General features: G+C 59.1%; 15 protein-coding genes and 1 pseudogene. 6 read left to right on the top strand and 10 right to left on the bottom strand.

Annotated features, from left to right (window positions below; all coding sequences use genetic code 11):
* Positions 1–20 precede the first annotated feature (20 nt).
* Complete coding sequence (locus C5L12_RS15155) at positions 21–1418, top strand: MFS transporter (RefSeq protein ID WP_105372879.1); 1398 nt, start codon at positions 21–23, stop codon at positions 1416–1418.
* Here the strand turns inward: C5L12_RS15155 and ftrA are convergent.
* Positions 1384–2382 carry a transcriptional regulator FtrA gene (ftrA, locus tag C5L12_RS15150; protein ID WP_425350793.1) on the bottom strand — a complete coding sequence of 333 codons (999 nt, stop codon included), beginning with the start codon at positions 2380–2382 and terminating at the stop codon, positions 1384–1386. The genes C5L12_RS15155 and ftrA overlap by 35 nt on opposite strands.
* A 69-nt stretch (positions 2383–2451) precedes the next feature.
* Here ftrA and C5L12_RS15145 point away from each other — a divergent pair, with 69 nt between their 5' ends.
* Positions 2452–2832, top strand: a complete 381-nt coding sequence (locus tag C5L12_RS15145; protein ID WP_105372877.1) for a nuclear transport factor 2 family protein — start codon at positions 2452–2454, stop codon at positions 2830–2832.
* A 29-nt stretch (positions 2833–2861) separates the two neighbouring features.
* Positions 2862–3461, top strand: a complete 600-nt coding sequence (locus C5L12_RS15140; RefSeq protein WP_105372876.1) for a gamma carbonic anhydrase family protein — start codon at positions 2862–2864, stop codon at positions 3459–3461.
* A 170-nt stretch (positions 3462–3631) separates the two neighbouring features.
* Here the strand turns inward: C5L12_RS15140 and C5L12_RS15135 are convergent, their stop codons facing one another.
* From C5L12_RS15135 to C5L12_RS15100, 8 genes and pseudogenes are all read right to left on the bottom strand, one after another.
* Positions 3632–3805 carry a hypothetical protein gene (locus C5L12_RS15135; protein ID WP_425350792.1) on the bottom strand — a complete coding sequence of 58 codons (174 nt, stop codon included), beginning with the start codon at positions 3803–3805 and terminating at the stop codon, positions 3632–3634.
* Between the two features lie 300 nt (positions 3806–4105).
* The gene (locus C5L12_RS15130) at positions 4106–5035 is read right to left on the bottom strand and encodes a sugar kinase (RefSeq protein ID WP_105372875.1); all 930 of its coding nucleotides are present in this window, start codon (positions 5033–5035) and stop codon (positions 4106–4108) included.
* 3 nt (positions 5036–5038) lie between these two features.
* Positions 5039–6094, bottom strand: coding sequence for an ABC transporter ATP-binding protein (locus tag C5L12_RS15125; protein ID WP_105372874.1), 1056 nt, complete (start codon positions 6092–6094; stop codon positions 5039–5041).
* A 45-nt stretch (positions 6095–6139) separates the two neighbouring features.
* Positions 6140–6960: pseudogene (locus C5L12_RS15120) on the bottom strand (carbohydrate ABC transporter permease).
* A 14-nt stretch (positions 6961–6974) separates the two neighbouring features.
* Positions 6975–7910: a carbohydrate ABC transporter permease gene (locus tag C5L12_RS15115; protein WP_105372873.1), complete on the bottom strand. Its 936-nt coding sequence runs from the start codon at positions 7908–7910 to the stop codon at positions 6975–6977.
* On the bottom strand, positions 7910–9241 hold the full coding sequence (locus C5L12_RS15110) for an ABC transporter substrate-binding protein (protein WP_105372872.1): 1332 nt from the start codon (positions 9239–9241) through the stop codon (positions 7910–7912). Before C5L12_RS15110 ends, C5L12_RS15115 begins: the two co-directional genes overlap by 1 nt.
* 52 nt (positions 9242–9293) lie before the next feature.
* A complete protein-coding gene (locus C5L12_RS15105) occupies positions 9294–9953 on the bottom strand; it encodes a GntR family transcriptional regulator (protein WP_105372871.1) in 660 nt (219 codons plus the stop codon).
* Positions 9954–9971: 18 nt separating this feature from the next.
* The gene (locus C5L12_RS15100) at positions 9972–10856 is read right to left on the bottom strand and encodes a dihydrodipicolinate synthase family protein (protein WP_105372870.1); all 885 of its coding nucleotides are present in this window, start codon (positions 10854–10856) and stop codon (positions 9972–9974) included.
* Between the two features lie 251 nt (positions 10857–11107).
* On the opposite strand from C5L12_RS15100, the gene C5L12_RS28150 reads away from it, so the two are divergent.
* Positions 11108–11284 carry a hypothetical protein gene (locus C5L12_RS28150; protein WP_157949053.1) on the top strand — a complete coding sequence of 59 codons (177 nt, stop codon included), beginning with the start codon at positions 11108–11110 and terminating at the stop codon, positions 11282–11284.
* Positions 11285–11410: 126 nt separating this feature from the next.
* On the opposite strand, the gene C5L12_RS15095 is transcribed toward C5L12_RS28150, so the two are convergent.
* A complete protein-coding gene (locus C5L12_RS15095; protein WP_105372869.1) occupies positions 11411–12424 on the bottom strand; it encodes a helix-turn-helix transcriptional regulator in 1014 nt (337 codons plus the stop codon).
* 278 nt (positions 12425–12702) lie between these two features.
* Between C5L12_RS15095 and C5L12_RS15090 the strand changes: the two genes are divergently transcribed.
* Both C5L12_RS15090 and C5L12_RS15085 read left to right on the top strand, forming a co-directional pair.
* Positions 12703–13749 (top strand): ABC transporter substrate-binding protein, encoded by a 1047-nt coding sequence (locus C5L12_RS15090; protein ID WP_105372868.1) that lies wholly within the window; start codon positions 12703–12705, stop codon positions 13747–13749.
* Positions 13750–13820: 71 nt separating this feature from the next.
* On the top strand, positions 13821–14642 hold the full coding sequence (locus C5L12_RS15085) for an ATP-binding cassette domain-containing protein (protein WP_105372925.1): 822 nt from the start codon (positions 13821–13823) through the stop codon (positions 14640–14642).

The raw sequence follows: 14642 nt of genomic DNA, 5'->3' as shown, positions 1-14642 counted from the left end.
GTAAATCCCTGAGGGCGCAGATGACGTATGATAGACAACGACTGAACTATGTTCTGCTCCTCATTGCGGGCTCCGGATTCGTGACCATCGCCCGCGCCATGACGCTGTCGTTCCTCGCTATCAAATTGCAGCAGTCATTCGGGCTCGGTCCGGCCATGATTGGTGCGCTTCTCGGGATCGGCCCCCTGCTTGGCGCTCTCACGGCTCCCTTCGCAGGCACACTGTCCGATAGGGTGGGGCGCAAGACAGTGCTGGTGCTTACCTTGCTTTCAATGGCTCTTGCCTTGGTTGGTATGGGGCTCGCCGAAACGGTTGTTGCATTTTGCATTGCTCAGATCGCTGCTGCCGTCGCTCTTGCGATCTACGAGCCGATTTCACGCGCCCTGATGAGTGATGTGTGCCCCGAGCCGCTGCGTCTCAAATATTTTTCGTGGCGTTATACCGCCACGAATGTCGGCTGGGCCGTTGGACCATTGATGGGGATCGCTGCCGGTGCAGCGTCCACCACCCTTTTCGTTATTGCGGGCTTTATCTATGCAATGTTCGCGCTGGTCCTGCATCTATTGAAGGTACCGATGTACCGGCGCGATGGTGTTTCCAAAGCATCGGCCTCCTTGCCGTTGATCGAGAGTCTGAAGGCGGCGGTCCGCGATCCACGGTTGGCTTTCTTTGTCGGTGGCGGCACATTGCTGATTGCAGTTTATGGCCAATGGTCGGCGACGCTTGCCCCCTACCTGACGGGAAACGTCACCGGGGGCATGGAAATCTACGCCTATCTCGTTTCGATCAACGGTGCGGTCGTCCTGATCGGGAACCCGTTCGCCCGCCGCATCATCGAACGCGCGGGCGCCCTCAACGGTCTTGTGGTCGGCTGCGTCCTGTTTGCGCTGGGTGAGATCGGTTTCCTTGGTGCTGTCGGTTTCTGGGGGCTGGCGTTCTCGATGATCGTGTTCACGATCGGCGAGATCCTCGTCGTGCCGTCTGAATATATGCTGGTCGATGGTATCTCCAACAATCGGAACAGAGGCAGCTATTTCGGCGCGCACTCGTTTTCGACCATCGGCAATTTCATCGGGCCGACTCTCGGCGGCTTCATGCTCGGCGCTTTTGGCGGACCTGGCATGTTCCTGCTGTTTGCCGGGTTTGCGGCCGTCAGTGCAGTTCTGTTCGCGATCGGCACGCGCATGCCACCGCCGAAAGCCGCCAAACAGCGTTCCCCGGCAGGCTCGCCGGAGCTGCAACGGGGCCACATTTGCGGGGCGCCTATCCTGCTTCATGAACCGAGACATTCGCGGGGAGGAGCTGCAATTCGGTCACCCCGAAAATGGACGGTTCACGACGTTCTCCGCGGCGGTTCAGAGGAGACAGGCCCATTTCAGCGCGCTATGCAAAACGATGACGATAGGTCAACGGGCTGACGCCATAATGTCGACCAAACTGCAGCCTCAGGTTTTCCGCGCTTCCGAGTCCGGTCACGCTTGCGATGTCATCAGGCTCGGCAGAATCAGTCTCCAGCAGGATGCGGGCTTGCTCCAGCCGCTCCCTGAGGATCCACTTGAGCGGTGGTAGGCCGGTCAGGGCATGAAAGCGACGCTGAAAGGTGCGTTCGCTCATGCCCGCGTGGTGAGCGAGAGAACTTATCGTATGTGGATGGTGAAGGTTGGCCAGAATGTGGTCCAGGATCGAGGATAACCGATCGGCCTCCCGCCGGAGCGGCACGGGGCGCTCGATGAACTGGGATTGCCCGCCCTGGCGATGGCTATACATCACGAGGCGACGCGCCACCGTATTGGTGAGCTCTGCCCCGAAATCCGAACGGACGATATGCAGGCACAGATCAATGCCTGCCGAGCTGCCCGCCGAAGTCAGAATGTCACCCTCATCGACATAGAGACAGCTCGCGTCGATCTCGATAGCAGGATAGCGGCGGGCCAGATCCTCTGCGAAACGCCAATGCGTCGTCGCACGGCGGCCATCGAGCAGGCCGGCGGCCGCAAGCACATAAGCGCCCCCGCAGATGGAAACAATGCGAGCGCCGCCCTCGTGAGCGTGAACCAATGCCTTACAAATCTGTTCCGGTACCGGTTCATCGGGTCCCCGCCAACCGGGGACGATGATTGTTCCGGCCTGATGCAGATCGGCTTCAGTGCCTGTTGCTGCGATCGTCAGACCACCACAGGCATGAAGAAACTGATCCTCCAGCGAGACCGATTTGAACTGATACCAGTCGGGCCCCGCTTCAGGGCGGTCCAATCCGAAGACTTCGGCCGTGATCCCGAACTCGAAGGTACAGAGGCCGTCGTAGACGAGGCTGACGACACGTCTGTTTGCGGGAAGGCGTGGATTCTCAGTTTTTGGCATGAATGCCGTCTTATCTGGCAATCCTGCCGCTGGCAACTCGAACTGCCGGTGTGCGAAACGGTCACTCGCCAACAAATCCGGAGAAGCCAGATGAGCCGCGATACAGAGCTGCTAAACGCCATCCAAACCTATTTCGATGCCCTCTACGCCTGCGATCTCTCGCTCTTTGATCAGGTCTTTCATCCGGCCTCAAGCCTGTTCGACGCTGACGAAGGCGCGATCACGGTGGACCCGATCGCAGATTATCGGCAGGTGATTGCAAAGCGCGAATCTCCCGCAAGTCGCTCGCAGGAACGTGAAGACGAAATCATCCTGATCGATTGGCTTTCGTCGGCTGCAGCTACCGTGAAGGTCAGGCTGCGGATCCACGCGAACGTCTTCGTCGATCACCTTTGCTTCGTGAAAGGGACTGAGGGCTGGCGGATCGTCGCCAAGGTCTGGCATCTCGAATCTGTGAAGACAACATCATAGCAGCCGAGATTGTGAGAGGAGAGTAAAACATGATTTTGTCTTACGACGAACGGTCGCCATCGGTCGATTCCGACGCCTGGGTTGCGCAGGACGCGACGGTCTGCGGTGATGTTATCATCGGTGCGGGTAGCAGAATCATGCATGGAGCTCGCCTGGTGGCGGAAGCCGGCGGCTCCATCCTCATCGGACGGAATTGCATCGTGCTCGAGAATGCGGTGATCCGCGCCACCAGTCGCCATGCCTGTTCCATTGGGGACCATTGCATCGTCGGTCCTAACAGCCACGTGGTTGGTGCTCAAATCGACGGGGAAGTTTTCATCGCCACCGGGGCAGCCGTATTTCACGGGGCGCAGATCGGGCGCGGGTCCGAAGTTCGCATCAACGGAACCGTGCACCTGCGAACCCGACTGGAACCGGGCTCGACCGTGCCGATCGGATGGATCGCTGTCGGTGACCCGGCACAAATTCTGCCCCCCGACCAGCATGAAGCCATATGGGCGCTTCAAAAGACCTTGGATTTTCCGGGTTTTGTTTATGGTGTAGATAGAAGCTCGCCCGATCTGATGAAAAACATTACGTCGCGCTTGTCGGATGGTCTTGGGATTCATCGAGCCGAAAGCAGTTGTTAGATGTCTGCTTGTTAACGCGGTCGCAGAGGTTATTTGTGTTTCTGTTCAGTAGGTTACACGTCGGCGAGAGTCTGGTTAGCGGTTCGGATCCCTTTTAAATGCAGGAATGCGGTCAATAGGCTGGGACGGGTGCGCTGTCACCAGATCTACAGGCTTGCTGAGGACGCTTGCTACGGCACGACGCTCTTCAAGCGGACTCTGCCGACGTACCCCTTGCTGCCCTCGATCAGGGTGCGGGTGTAGGGATGTGCCACAGTGCCCTTCAACAACTGAGCCCTTGCCGCCACCTCCACGGAACCGCCGTTCTGCATGATGGCAACGCGGTCGCAGAGATGGGCGACCACGGCGAGGTCGTGGCTGATTAGGATGTATGTCAGCTTCTCGCGGTCGCGCAGGTGTCATTAATGGAATAAGGCCGGGATTATGCTCAACGAGCTCCGGTAGCCCACAATTAAGACCCTCTGACCGTAATTTGCCGAATATGCCGATCGGGAAGGATGGTCAGCCGCTCGCTTCCTATCGGCAATCACCGAGCGCGAACTGAGCGAGCGTGCCCACCGCAGGATCGAGATGCATCTCGGCGAAATGAAAGTCTCGATGTCCTACCGATACACTCTTTCAAGGCGCATTCGGAAAAAGCTCTCTTAGACGTAGAAATTACAAGGAGCCAGTTGCTGAAGTGCGGCTTCGGTTTCAGCGCGCGAGGGCATGCCGATGCGTCCCCCGAAAACGGTGCATTTCAAAGCTGCTGCAACTGAGCCCAGCCGCACGGCATTTTCCACATCGAGGCCCTCGGCAATGCCAAGAGCGAAGGCGCCGTGAAATGCATCGCCCGCAGCAAGCGTATCGACCGGAACGATCGGCAAAGCAGGCTGGTGAAACAAAGTTTGGTTCGGGAGATCTTGCCAATAAGCACCGCCGGCTCCGAAGGTTACGCACACAAGGGCATGAGGAAAACGTTCGGCAAGGGTGCGAACAAGTTCGCCTTCTTCGCGAAGGTCGCAAAGCGAGCGCGCCGCAGGGTCCGAAAAGATGATGCGGTCCGCCTCATGGGCGAGACGTTCCAGCGTTTCCACCGGAGCGACATCACCATCCAGAATGGCAGGAATACCCGCCTCTCGGGCTAGTTTCAGCACTTCGAGCGCGAGCGCAGGCCAGCGCACATCCACCAACACCGCATTGAAGCGGCCAATCTCCGCCCTGGTGACCGGTGGCAAGGTGGCGTGAAGCCGGGTATCGTAAAACGGCACAATCAGCCGATCGCCCCGGTCGTCCAGCAGAATTGTGGAAATTGCTGAGGGCGCGCCGTCCACAATTGTCATTTCGGTGACGTCGATACCGTCGCGAGCCAGATCGCCGCGTATTCTTTTACCCGTTTCATCTGTTCCGACGGCGCCCCAAAGCGAGGCGCTGCCGCCCAACCGTACGATGGCGTAGGCGGCGCTGGCGGCCATGCCTTCCGCAATCTGCACCATCTGCGAAGGCAGGATCTTGCCTTCGCCCTTCGGCAATTCGTGGACGCGAAAGATCGTGTCGAGTACAGCTGCTCCGACGCAAAGAACGCGCTTTTGCATAGATCAGAGCCTGCGGCCGGTCTGCTTATCGAACAGATGCACGCGAGCCGGATCGATAACCATATGGACCGTATCGCCAAAGCGGATGTCGAACCTTTCGCGGAACAGGCAGGCAATATCTTCACCCTTGGCATCCAGCCGGGCGAAAATCTCCGATCCGGTGCCTTCCACAAGGATTGCCCGGCCTTCGATACCTTGCGGCTCGGCGCGAATATGTTCCGGACGAATACCATAGATCAGCTCGCGGCCTCCCACATCGGCAGGCAGGGATTGCGGCAGCGGCAGAATGAGCCCCTTGGACGTGCGGAATGCACCTTCTTCCATGCGACCGTCGATGAGGTTCATGGCGGGCGAGCCGATGAAGCCAGCCACGAAGATGTTGGCTGGGCGGTCGTAAAGCTCCAGCGGCGCGCCGATCTGCTCGATATAGCCGTCGTGAAGAACGACGATCTTGTCGGCCATTGTCATGGCTTCCACCTGATCATGCGTGACGTAGATCGTGGTGGTGCCGATCCGCTGATGCATGGTCTTGATCTCGCCGCGCATTTGCACGCGCAGTTTCGCATCGAGATTAGAGAGCGGCTCATCGAACAGGAACACCTGCGGATCGCGGACGATGGCGCGTCCCATGGCGACGCGTTGGCGCTGGCCGCCGGACAATTGTTTCGGATAACGGTCCAAAAGCTTCTCAAGGCCGAGAATGGCCGCTGCCCGTCCCACCTTGGCGCGGATCTCCGACTGATCGACCTTCTTCAGTTTCAGCGCAAAGCCCATATTGTCGGCCACCGTCATGTGCGGATAAAGGGCGTAGTTTTGAAACACCATGGCGATGTCGCGATCACGCGCGGGCATATGCGAGACTTCGCGCGGCCCGATTCGGATCTCGCCGCCGCTTACCTCCTCAAGACCGGCGATCATGCGCAAAAGCGTGGACTTGCCGCAGCCGGAAGGGCCAACGAGAACCACGAACTCGCCATCCGCGATGTCTATATCGACGCCATGGATGACCTTCACCGCGCCGTAGTTCTTCTGGATATTTTGAATGTTCACGGTTGCCATGGTCGTTTCCTGAGATCTGTGGGGACTGGCGAGAAATTGGTGCCTTCAACCGCCCTTGACGGCACCGGCGGTGAGACCGGCCACGATCTGCTTTTGCGCAAACATGGTCAGCAATAGCACGGGCAGGGTGACGATCAGGGCTGCGGCTGCAAGCGGCCCCCAGCTGACCTGCTCGAAGGAGAGCATGTTGTAGACGGCGACCGGCAGCGTTCTTGTTTCGCGATTGGCAAGCACTATGCCGAAGACGAAGTTGTTCCACGAGAGATGAGCGCCAGAATGAAGGAGACGACGATACCCGGCTTGGCGATAGGCAGTGCCACCATCCGGAAGACCTGCCACGGTGTCGCGCCATCGATACTGGCGGCCTCTTCCAGTTCCATTGGTGTCGTTTCGAAGTAACCGATCATGATCCAGACCACGATGGGAACCGTGACGACGAGATGAATGATGATCTGCGGCCAGAGCGTGCCGATGAGGCCAGTCCATTGGAATAGCAGGAAGAGGGGGATGAGGAAGGAGAGGCCGGGCGTCATGCGGGCGATCATGATCACGACAGCCGATTTTTCCGCCTTCAACCGGGCAATCCCATAGCCGGATGGCACCCCGATGATCAGCGCCAGCAGCGTGGCCGAACCTGTCACCAGAACGGAATTCCAAAAGTAGAGGAGGAAATTGTTTTCCTCGAACACCTTCGCATAATTCGACCAGGCGAACGTTTCAGGGATGAGGATGGGCGGATAGGCACCGTTGTCGATCTCGTATTTCAGCGACAGCGAAATCATCCAGAGAAAAAACAGGATGACGGGCGAAACCATGACGAAGGCAACGAAAAGAAGGCCGACCTGATCGAGCGTCTTCTCGCGAATGATGCGGCTGGTCATCAACGGTCCTCCATATCCGACCACTGAGCGCGCTGGCGAACCATCAGAAGAACGAAGGAGAGCGCAATGATGATCAGGAAAAAGACCACGGCCATGGCTGAGCCGTAACCAATGTCATAATAGGCGAATGCCGTATTGTAGAGATAAATATTGATGGTTTCCGAGGCCGTGCCCGGTCCGCCCTGCGTCATCGCATAAATGATGTCGAAGCTCTTGATCGCATCGATGGAGCGGATGATGACGGCAATCATCAGAAAGGGCGCGATCATCGGCATGGTGAGGTAGCGGAATTTCTGCCAGGCATTGGCACCGTCTATTTCCGCGCTTTCATAGGGTTCGCGCGGCACGGCAGCCAGCCCGCCCAGCACGATCAGCATGACGAGCGGTGTCCACTGCCAGGTTTCGACAAGCACCAGGGACGGAATGACGGTGAACTGGTTGTAGATCCATTCCTGCGGCCCGACACCGATGAACGATAGCATATAGTTCAAAACGCCAAGCTGCGGGTGGAACATCATCGTCCAGACCAGTGCCACGGCCACCGGCGTCGCCATCATGGGCATCACGAAGACGCCGCGGAGCAAGCCGCGGAACGGGAATTTTGCATCGAAAACCAATGCTGCCAGCGTACCGAAGAACAGCGGGAGGACAACGGAAAGGGCGGTGTATGTCGTGGTATGCCACAAAGATTCCCAGAACCGCATATCCTGCGCCAGCCGCACAAAATTGGCAAAACCGATGAAGGTGCGTGGCTGCCCCAATGTCCAGCTATTGACGCTCATCCACAGCGTGAAAAGCCATGGAAAAACGATGACCGCCGACACGACCAGCAGGGATGGGAGAACGAAAGGCCAGTAATTGGGAGCAAGCCGTGATGGCTTGCCCCTCTTTGCCTTGCCGTCAGCCATCGAGTTTTCGATGCCCAACGATGCCATTATCCCTCGCTTCGCGCCAGAACCGGCTCGAACTGGGCCGTGGCGTTCTTCAGTTCTGTTTCAGGATCGGCACCGCCGATCATATTGGTGAGCGCAACCCCGTAGATATCGCGGAATTCGGTAACCGGGATCACGACCGGCAGCGCGAGCTTGGAAATCTTGCCGGAACCAGCGACCGCATCCAGCCATGCACCCGGCATCTTTACGCCTTCGCGCACCTTGGGATCGGACAGGATGGACTGCCGGAACGGAACCCCGGCACCGGCCTGCAACAGGCGTGCGCCCATATCGTGCGAGATGGCCCACTGGCAAAACAGGTAGGCTGCCTCCTTGTTGGCGGAAGCTTCGACAACCCCAAGGCCATCGCCGAAGGTGCCGGAAGCCTGTGCCACCGGACCCTTGGGCATCACGCCATAACCGGTCTTGCCGACCACCCGCGACTTCTGGGGATCCTCGATTGGCGGCGCAAAGCCCACGCCATCGAACCACATACCGATCTTGCCCTGAAGGAAGGCCGATTGTGCTTCCGCCCAGTTGAAGCCGGAGACGCCGGGAGGGGCCGCCTTGGTCATCAGCCGCTGGTAGAGTTTCGCCGCCTCGACCGCTTCCTTGGATGTCGTGTTCACCTTGCCGTCGGCACCGATGGGGGCCGCTCCGTAACCCAACATCAGCGAAGTCCAGACCGGGGTATTCGCATTCTTCAGGCCGCGCGCGACGAAGCCGTAGGTGTTTGACGAAGGATCAGTAATCTTCTCGGCAGCGGCAACCATTTCCTCGAATGTGGTGGGGTAGGAAAGCCCCTTCTTTTCGAAGAGATCCTTGTTCCAGTAGACGATCCAGTAATCCACTGAGAAGGGCAGCGACCGCAGAACGCCCTTGGCATCCTTGGCAAACAGCAGACCTGCTTCGGCAAAATCGCCTTCCGTCAGGGAAGGATCAGTTAGCGACGGGTCTTTCAGAAAGCCGCTGATATCGGCCAACCAATTGCCCTTTTCGAACTGGCGCTTCTGCACGTGATAGCTCAGATGCACCACATCGAAGCTTGGCTTGCCGGTGCTGAGTTCGATCACCGTCTTCTGGCGCTGCTGCTGTTCCGGCGTTGCTTCGGCATTCACCTTCATGCCGGTGAGGCTTTCGAACTCCGGAAGATACTTGATGAGGGTTTCGCTGCGCGGGCTCTTGACCAGGTTGACGTTCAGCGTCTTGCCGGCAAAGCGCTTCCAGTCGACAGCCGCGGATGCCGGTCTTCCGCCCAGCATGGCTGCGCCGCCCAATGCCGCGCTGGCCGCCAGAAACGAGCGACGCGTCGGCTTCATGATCGAAGTCGTCATATTATCCTCCCTTTGAACGACCGCATCTCCTCCGAGCGGCCGATTGACAAAATCACACTGCGAGTGCGCGATCCCTCGCATTTCCGATATGTGCCACAAGGCGCTGGATCGCGTCTTCAACCGATCGGCGTTCGATGGCTTCGAGCACCGCTAGATGTTCCTTCATGACCGGGCCCACGCGCCCTTCGATGCGGATGCGCTCCTGATTGATCAGCCGCATCTTGATGGCATTCACGCGATAGGCATTCGAGATGATCGAATTGCCCATGGCATCGATAAAGGCATTGTGCATGCCCCAGTCCGTTGCCTGTGCATGCTGTTCCAGCTCGGGTGAAGGGCCGTTCGCCTCAATCCGCTGCACGATATCCCGATGTTGCTCCAGCAGTTGCTGGACCGCCTGATCGCCTGCATTGCGGGTGAAGAAGACGACCGCCTCTTTTTCCAGCACGATGCGGAACTGAAAGGCTTCGCGGATCAGGCTGAGATCAATATGAGCGATCTGAAGCCCGCGCTGCGGCACGGTCTTGATCAGCCCTTCCGTTTCCAGCCGCGGAATGAGTTCACGGATCGCACCGAGGGTCAGCCCCGTCAGTTCCACCAGCTGCCGCTGCGAAATAAACTGGCCGGGGCGAACATCCCGCGCGAGCAGATGACGCGTGAAGCTTTCATACGCCTTTTCCCGCAACGGAACCTGTTCGCCTGTCTCCTCCATGAACGTCTCCATTGAGCCTCAGGCGGCCCGCGTTGCGAAAGCCTGATCGAATGCCAGAGCAATCCGTTCGCGATCCTGCGGCGCGACGGTAACGAGCGGAGGCCTCACGTTCAGCCATAGCGTGTTCCCGCTCGTATGGGCAACCAGCGCCTTGACGGACGGGGTGACCGGATATTTCAGGATGACTTCCACAAGATCGGTGACGCGGCGATCATCCTTGCCATCCACGGCCATGGCGCGCACTTCAGCGCCCAAGAGGTTGGCCATGCCGGAAATGGCGCCCTGGCCGCCCATGCGGGTGCCTTGGGCCAGATGACGTTCATCGCCGATCATGATCGCCAGGTCGCCGTGGCCCTTCAAAAGATGCTCCGTATACGTCCAATCGCCGCCAGAATCCTTGACGCCGACCACGATGGCCGGAAAAGCCGCCCGCATCCGCGCAACAAGCTCAACCGAGATCTTGACCATGGTGACCGAGGGTATGTTGTAGACGATCACATCGCGCGCCTTGGAGCCTAGTCCGGCAAAGACTGCGGAAAACCATCCGAACAGGCCGTCATCGGAGACATTCTTGAAATACGAAGGCGGGGCCAGCAGAATGTTCCGCGCTCCGGCATCCAGTGCCTCAGCCATCTGCTCCACCGCATCCAAAACAGAATCCACGAGAACACCCGCAACGATCTGTCTGCCGGAAATACCGGCGGACGTCAGCGCCGAAAGAACCTTGCCGCGCTCGTGGGAGCCAATCGAGCTGCCTTCGCCGGTGGTGCCGAACACCGTGACGCTATCGCAACTATGAGCGAGGCAAAACTTCGCATGTTCCACGAGGAGGGGGAGCAGGATTCTGCCGCTTTCGTCAAACGGTGTGGTCAGCGCCGCTGACAGGCCGAACTTCGTTCCCAATAGACTGCTCCTCCGAACTAACATCGTTATAATATGCACTTAACATGTTAGTTGTAAATACCTGATTCGCAGTAATAGGTGTCGGTCTTGATGCCGTCTAAACCGGAGTTTTATCGAGTAGACTCAATAGCTTTGTTGCATCTTCTGGAGGTCAAAGAATTTTAACTCCTGTCCAAGGGACGGGAGTGGTAAGCGCCGTGGGCAACGGCGGGGAGTTTCGTGTCGGTGGATGTGGCCGCGTAGCGCCAAAGATGGACGGCGTGCCCGGAGGGGTGCTGGAAATTAAAAGGGCGGGCGCGTTCGACCAGCTGCTGCGCAACTTTTTCGACTTGCGCTTTGCCGACGCCCGCTTTCACCGGCAGATCGCTGAGGTAAAGCCCGCAGCAAAGATCCCGCTTGCTTTGACCGACGTGATTCCTGCCGCATAACAACGGCTTCGTTGGTTTAGATTCCATCGATATCCGCCCGTCCGCTTCTGCGTCCATTGTGGAGATACCTGCACGTCCCTCTTCCCTAGGAAGTCCCTTGGGTTGGACAACCCACTCTTGTCTGGCTCACGCAAAGATAGGCGGAATCTCGATTAGATTCCTGGTATCATCGCCACCCTTTTCGAGGATGTCGAAGGCGGCCGTCAGCATGCCGGGCACGTCCTGTCGCGCCATCTCGATGTCTTGACCAAGCAGCGCGACGAACGGATCCCAGTCGAAGCAGCCGATGATGGGAGGCGCTCCGTTTAAGTGCGGCGACGACTTGATCCACCGCATGACGCCTTCCAGCGAGATGGTCGAATTGACGAACATGCCGCGCGGCACGCTTCCTTCCCTTGCTGCCATCGCGCTTAGCGCTTGTGCAGCCTTTTCCGGGGCGTAGCCGCAGGCAAGGATATGCTGTTCCTCGATCGGGACGCCGAGATCTTGGTGCGCCACGCGAAAACCGCGGATACGCTCAGCGGTGTTATGGTCTGAGCCCCGCCCGCCGATAAAGAGTAGTGGCGACATCACGCCAGTCTTGCGCTGGTGATTGATGAGGGTGCGCCTGGTCAGTTCGCGCGCGCCGGCGAAATTGTCAGAGATGACCGAGGGCGCTTTGGTTCCCGGCAGATCGAGATTGAGACTGTGGGCACCGGCTGCAAGGCAGATGTCGGTAATCCGGTCGGGATTGGTTGCGCCGGTCGAGATCAGCCATTCGACCTGGTAAGATAGCATGGTTCGAGCTGCCTCGACCTCAAGATCCGGATCGCGCAAAGTGCAGGTGATGATAGGGAACAGGCCGCGTTCCCGCGCCATGATTTCGAAGGTTTCGACGATCGAGCCGAAATAGCGGTTGTCGTATTTCGGCACGATCATGCCGATGATCTTTGACTTGTCGCGCCGCAACAGGCTCGCCTGCATGTTCACCGCGTAGCCTTGCTCCTCGGCGATCCGGGTGATCTTCTCGGCAAGCTGCGTGCTGATCCGGCGCTTTTTCCAGTTCCCGTTTAGCACGGCGCTCACCGCGCTCGCCGACGTTGCGGCAAGTTCGGCCAGATCGTAGATCGTCGTCTTTTTCTGCGGGCGCTGCTGATTCACGACTTCCTCCTGCTGAACCCAACTTGACATCAAACGAGAGAAGTGGCAATTGATGCTTCATCGATTGAGCAATGTTGCTCCATCGATGATGCAGGTTGGCTGTGGAGAGTCAGCCGGGAGGCGTTCTGTCAGTGCCCATGTCTTGCGGCGCCGATGTGTTCGGCGACGAACGATGAACTGCGTCCTCATGTCAGGCGACGCGGAATGGGTATGGGGAGCGATGATCCGGGGCAGTCTCTTTAAGGCGAGCTGTTCCCATTCAAGGAGGAGAATGAGACATGAAAATTCGTTCCATGCTGCTGGCAACCGCCGGTCTCGCCGCAATGGTTTCCGGTTCCGCTCTCGCGCAGGAGGGGGCAACCGTCGCCTTCCTGATGCCCGACCAGGCATCGACGCGCTATGAAGAACACGACTATCCGGGCTTCAAGGCCGAGATGGCCAAGCTCTGCCCGTCCTGCACCGTCATCTATCAGAATGCCAATGCGGACGTCGCACTCCAGCAACAGCAGTTCAACTCGGTGATCGCGCAGGGCGCCAAGGTCGTTGTTCTCGACCCGGTCGATTCCGCTGCGGCTGCTGCGCTTGTCGAAATCGCCCAGTCCCAGGACGTCAAGGTCATCGCCTATGACCGGCCGATCCCGAACAAGGCTGCCGACTACTACGTTTCCTTCGACAACGAAGGCATCGGCCATGCGATTGCCAAGTCGCTCGTCGATCACCTGAAAGCGAGTGGTGTTCCGGGCGGCTCGGGCGTCCTGCAGATCAACGGTTCACCGACCGATGCGGCGGCAGGCCTCATCCGTGACGGTATCCATCGCGGGCTGAAGGACTCGGACTACAAGACGCTTGCCGAATTCGACACGCCGGAATGGGCGCCGCCGAAGGCACAGGAATGGGCGGCGGGCCAGATCACCCGCTTCGGCGCCAAGATCAAGGGCGTGGTTGCCGCAAACGACGGGACCGGCGGTGGCGCGATCGCCGCCTTCAAGGCCGCCGGCGTAAACCCGGTTCCGCCGATCACGGGTAACGACGCGACGATCGCTGCCCTGCAGCTCATCATCTCGGGCGACCAGTACAACACGATCTCCAAGCCTTCGGAAATCGTCGCCGCTGCCGCCGCCAACGTCGCGGTCAAGCTCCTGAAGGGCGAAACCCCGGAAGCCAAGACCACGCTCTACAACACGCCGTCCGAGCTCTTCGTGCCGGCCGTTGTGACCGCGGAAAACATCAAGGCTGAGATCTTCGACAAGGGCATCCAGAAGCCCGAAGAAATCTGCACCGGCGAATATGCCGAGGGTTGCAAGAAGCTCGGTATCACTCAGTAATGATCTCCCAAGGCGCTCGGCCGGGCTTGCTCCGGCCGGGCGTGACCCATGTCGAAAGAAGAGCGCCCGTCATGCAACGAAATGTCATCGGTCTGCCTCCAAAGGGCACGACCATCCTGAAGCTGAGCAATGTCTCGAAGAATTTCGGTGCGGTATCCGCTTTGTCCGACATCGAGCTGGAGGTGAAGGCGGGCGAGGTCGTCGCTCTGGTCGGGGACAACGGCGCCGGAAAGTCGACGCTAATCAAGGTTCTGGCGGGCGTCCATCGGCCGAGCTCCGGCCGGATTGAGTTCTGTGGCCAGGAAGTCTCGCTCGACAGCCCTAGCCGCGCGCTCGAACTCGGCATCGCGACGGTGTTCCAGGATCTGGCGTTGTGCGAAAATCTCGACGTCGTAGCCAATCTTTTTCTCGGTCACGAGATTTCGCCCTGGAACCTCGACGAGGTGGCGATGGAAGTGCGAGCCTGGACCCTGCTTCGGGAGCTCGCGGCCCGTATCCCTTCGGTCCGAGAACCGATCGCCTCGCTCTCCGGCGGCCAGCGCCAGACGGTCGCGATCGCGCGCTCGCTGCTGCTCGACCCGAAGATCATCATGCTCGACGAGCCGACCGCTGCCCTCGGTGTCGCCCAGACGGCGGAGGTTCTGAATCTGATCGAGCGCGTGCGTGAGCGCGGCCTCGGCGTCATCATCATTAGCCACAACATGGAAGACGTACGAGCAGTCGCTGACCGCATCGTGGTCCTGCGTCTCGGCAAGAACAACGGCGTCTTCAGTCCGGACGCGTCCAGCCACGAACTCGTGGCCGCCATCACAGGGGCCACGGAAAACGCCGTCTCGCGCCGTATCGGCCGCAAGAGCGGCGAGCAGGCAGCAACCGGCGGGAGCCACGCATGA

Source organism: Neorhizobium huautlense (assembly GCF_002968575.1).
In the GTDB taxonomy this organism is placed as follows: domain Bacteria; phylum Pseudomonadota; class Alphaproteobacteria; order Rhizobiales; family Rhizobiaceae; genus Neorhizobium; species Neorhizobium huautlense.
The sequence above is the reverse complement of the archived record's forward strand: the minus strand, read 5'-3'. Positions and strand labels throughout refer to the sequence as shown.

Excerpts from the sequence above, each read along its gene's own strand:
- C5L12_RS15155 (WP_105372879.1), top strand. The coding sequence starts at position 21 with ATGACGTATGATAGACAACGACTGAACTATGTTCTGCTCCTCATTGCG.
- C5L12_RS15145 (WP_105372877.1), top strand. The coding sequence starts at position 2,452 with ATGAGCCGCGATACAGAGCTGCTAAACGCCATCCAAACCTATTTCGAT.
- C5L12_RS15140 (WP_105372876.1), top strand. The coding sequence starts at position 2,862 with ATGATTTTGTCTTACGACGAACGGTCGCCATCGGTCGATTCCGACGCC.
- C5L12_RS15130 (WP_105372875.1), bottom strand. The coding sequence starts at position 5,035 with ATGCAAAAGCGCGTTCTTTGCGTCGGAGCAGCTGTACTCGACACGATC.
- C5L12_RS15125 (WP_105372874.1), bottom strand. The coding sequence starts at position 6,094 with ATGGCAACCGTGAACATTCAAAATATCCAGAAGAACTACGGCGCGGTG.
- C5L12_RS15115 (WP_105372873.1), bottom strand. The coding sequence starts at position 7,910 with ATGGCATCGTTGGGCATCGAAAACTCGATGGCTGACGGCAAGGCAAAG.
- C5L12_RS15110 (WP_105372872.1), bottom strand. The coding sequence starts at position 9,241 with ATGACGACTTCGATCATGAAGCCGACGCGTCGCTCGTTTCTGGCGGCC.
- C5L12_RS15105 (WP_105372871.1), bottom strand. The coding sequence starts at position 9,953 with ATGGAGGAGACAGGCGAACAGGTTCCGTTGCGGGAAAAGGCGTATGAA.
- C5L12_RS28150 (WP_157949053.1), top strand. The coding sequence starts at position 11,108 with ATGGACGGCGTGCCCGGAGGGGTGCTGGAAATTAAAAGGGCGGGCGCG.
- C5L12_RS15090 (WP_105372868.1), top strand. The coding sequence starts at position 12,703 with ATGAAAATTCGTTCCATGCTGCTGGCAACCGCCGGTCTCGCCGCAATG.
- C5L12_RS15085 (WP_105372925.1), top strand. The coding sequence starts at position 13,821 with ATGCAACGAAATGTCATCGGTCTGCCTCCAAAGGGCACGACCATCCTG.